This window comes from Patescibacteria group bacterium, from assembly GCA_018900835.1.
Taxonomy (GTDB): domain Bacteria; phylum Patescibacteriota; class Minisyncoccia; order Minisyncoccales; family PEYH01; genus PEYH01.
Map to the genome: position 1 here is coordinate 1 of JAHIFQ010000012.1, position 3,205 is coordinate 3,205.

Annotated in this window: 3 protein-coding genes; 2 read left to right on the forward strand and 1 reads right to left on the reverse strand. The window is 38.5% G+C overall.

Translation table 11 applies throughout. From position 1 onward, the window contains the following. Positions 1–50 precede the first annotated feature (50 nt). Positions 51–827: a 4-(cytidine 5'-diphospho)-2-C-methyl-D-erythritol kinase gene (gene ispE / locus KJ562_02215; protein MBU3964510.1), complete on the reverse strand. Its 777-nt coding sequence runs from the start codon at positions 825–827 to the stop codon at positions 51–53. Positions 828–1,050: 223 nt separating this feature from the next. On the opposite strand from ispE, the gene KJ562_02220 reads away from it, so the two are divergent. Together KJ562_02220 and KJ562_02225 are read left to right on the forward strand one after the other, a co-directional pair. Beyond that, positions 1,051–2,145, forward strand: a complete 1,095-nt coding sequence (locus tag KJ562_02220) for a PIG-L family deacetylase (protein ID MBU3964511.1) — start codon at positions 1,051–1,053, stop codon at positions 2,143–2,145. A 232-nt stretch (positions 2,146–2,377) separates the two neighbouring features. Next, positions 2,378–2,998: an RlmE family RNA methyltransferase gene (locus tag KJ562_02225; protein ID MBU3964512.1), complete on the forward strand. Its 621-nt coding sequence runs from the start codon at positions 2,378–2,380 to the stop codon at positions 2,996–2,998. Positions 2,999–3,205 lie beyond the last annotated feature (207 nt).

Below are 3,205 nucleotides of genomic sequence, written 5' to 3' on the forward strand. Positions count from 1 at the left end.
TAAAACTTGTTTACCAACCGAACCAGTTGAGCCTAAAATAACAATGTTTTTCATAAAATTTTAATTGCTTCTTTTTGCGGATGGCAAATAAAAATATCGCCGTTAAATTGAGAATAACCTTTGGCAATTTTTTTGACCAGTTGGTAGTCGTTAACCTGACAAAAAACCGTTGGCCCAGAACCTGAAAGATGAAGCTCTAAGCCGAATTTGCCAAAATATTTTTTCAATTTTTTGATCTCCGGGCAAATATTTTCACAAATAGCTAAAAAATCTTTTCCTGTTTTGTCATATAGTCCATACATCATTTTGGTTTTAATTCTTTTGTGAGGCCGGAAAAGAACAAAAATTTTGGGCACCTTGATTTTAATCGATTTTATTATTTCTCCTCTTCCACCCACCTCACAAGTACCACCATAAAGAAAGAATGGAACATCAGCACCGATTTTTATACCGATTTTGGCTAATTCTCTTTTGTTTAAATTTAAATTATAGAGTAAATTTAAGCCGATCAAAGTTGCCGCTGCATCGGCGCTGCCACCACCTAAGCCGGCGGAAATAGGAATAACTTTTTGTAAGTGAATCTGGCAAGGCAATTCCTTGTTAACCGTTTTTTCCAAAAGATTTTTCGCTTTTAGAATGATGTTTTCTGATTCAGGACAGATAATACCGCCTGAAAAATAATCTTTTGCTTTTTCTATCGATATAAAATCAGCTAAATCAATTGACTGAAAAGTGCTTTCAATATTATGATAGCCGTCTGGCCTTTTGCCCAAAATCTTAAAATTAAGGTTTATTTTCGCATTCGCCTGAATTAAAATCGATTTCATTCTTTCATTGTATCAAATTTTACTGATTAGAGAAATAAAGAATAGGCGGGAAATTCGACAGCACAGGTTCCGTTTTTTTGATTTATGGATTGAATTCGGCAAGCTCAGCACAAGATGGCCGAGAGGTATATCCTTTTCAGGCGACTTAGGAGTGTCAGAACTGCCGAAAGGCAGTTTTTTTTGACAAATTCTGAGAAAGTATTATAATAAATTGAAAGTCAATATGTTTCCACAGGGAGGGAAAATGCACATTTCAAAATTCATTATTGGGAAATGGCTGAAAGAAAGAAGGGCATCTCTAATTGGAATGGGCCGTTGGCTATGGCGAGTTTTCTCAGCGACGCTCATAGTCCTTGGGCTGGTTTGCATCCTTAAGGTGGCAAATGATAATCCAAGAGAAGGGTTGCTGTCTGCCTGTCTTATCCTGGCAGCATCTGGAACAGTGTTTACTCTTTTGTCCCTTGGAAAGAACATAGTCCGTAGATGGAGGCCTCAGAACAGACAGACGGATATTCCTTCTTCGCCTCGGCGGAGTAGAAAAAAGAGAAAGATAGCGATTTTTCTTTTACCTTTGGGAATATTACTCGTCTCGTGGGTTTTCTACAGCTGGTATTTCGAGTCCCTACCACAAGCTGTAATCCACATTATTGGCGAGCTTAAAATGACTGCTCCTGGGGAGAGGATTCTCGTTTTTACGCCTCATCCTGATGATGAGACTATCGCTGCGGGAGGGTATATCGCTGCGAGCATAGAGTCAGGGGCATTTGTTTGGGTTGTTCTAGTTACTGACGGCAACAATAAGGGAATGGAGCTCAAGCGTTATCAAGAGTTTAGGGAGGCCGTTAACATCTTGGGTGTGCCAGAGGAAAATCTATTTTTTCTCGGCTATGGGGATGGTCTTCTAAAAAATCAGGATCCGAATGAAATTAGGGCACGGTTCGTTGAAATCGTTCTTCAAATCCAGCCAGATGTTATTGTCGCGCCACACCCCGAGGATCGGCATATTGACCACAAAATCACAGGAGTGTTGGTTGCATCAATAGCAGAAGAAACAGATGTCTTACTTTACCAATACTTTATCCACGATAATCATTTCCCTAATCCAAGGGGGCTCGTCTCGGATGGATATCTCTTGCCGTCTCTCCGGATGATTGTCATTGGCCAAAATTGGAGGAGATTTATGCTCTCTCAGGAAATCATGGATGTGAAACAGGAAGCTGTCCTGCAATACCGCAGCCAACTTAGCAATTCTTACCTGAGGAATCTCCTTTTCGGCTTCGTCCGGCAGAACGAACTGTTCTTGGTCCCGGATGATTAATTCTCCCCTGTGTTTTTAGCAGGGGAGCTTCTTTTCTATTCAGACGCATTAGAATTGTAGGGAAACAGATTAGTTCATAAATAGTCCTGATAGATGAGCGCTTCGCCAAGCTCAGTGCGAGTAGGCATGTGTACAGTTCTTGCGACCGAGAGGGGTCAAAAAAATCGCCAAAAGGGCGTTTTTTTGATAAACTAAGAATAATGATTCCTAAATGAGTAAATAAAAAAATAAAATGAAACCAGCAAAAGACATAAGACAGGATGATTTCTATTCTAAAAGAGCTAAGGAAGAAAATTATCCAGCTCGCTCGGTCTATAAATTAAAAGAGATCAATAAAAAATATCGGATTATAAAACCAGGTGATTCTGTCTTGGATATTGGATGTTCGCCTGGCTCTTGGATGCTTTATCTTAGCGAGAAAGTAGGCAGGAGAGGAAATGTAATTGGAGTTGACCTTGAGGAACCAAAAATCATTCTTAAAGATAATATGAAGTTTATTAAGAAGGACATAAGAGAATGTGCAGATTTTTTTCAGAAAAAATTTGATGTGATTGTTTCTGATGCAGCGCCGGGAACTTCGGGTATTCACTTTATTGATGTGGCTAAGTCATTAGAATTAGCTCAAACCTCTTTAGAGATTGTTCAGAAAGCTTTAAAATTAAACGGGAATTTTCTCTGTAAAATATTTGAAGGAGAGGGGACAGACGAATTTTTAAAAGAAATTAAAACATTATTTTCCGTTACCAAACCTTTCCGTCCTAATGCTGTGAGAAAGCATAGCAGAGAATTTTACTTAATCGCCACAGGTTTTAAATATGGAAAGCCAAAGAATAAAAATGTAGATGTAATGTAGATGTGTAATGTAGATGTTTGACATCTACACCATTTACATATAATGGGGATAAGAAATTGCTTTTTAGCGATTTTTTCTTTTTTTGTTTTTGTAGTATAATAGATAATTAGTTTATTTCAAGAAAGCGGAAACCACGGGTTTGCCCGTGGTTGAAGCGATACGATGTTCAAATTTTTGCCATCAGGCAAAAATTTGTTACAAGGCGAA

Bases quoted from the DNA above. Each gene is read 5' to 3' on its own strand.
- KJ562_02225 (MBU3964512.1), top strand. From the start codon at position 2,378: ATGAAACCAGCAAAAGACATAAGACAGGATGATTTCTATTCTAAAAGA.
- ispE (MBU3964510.1), bottom strand. From the start codon at position 827: ATGAAATCGATTTTAATTCAGGCGAATGCGAAAATAAACCTTAATTTT.
- KJ562_02220 (MBU3964511.1), top strand. From the start codon at position 1,051: ATGTTTCCACAGGGAGGGAAAATGCACATTTCAAAATTCATTATTGGG.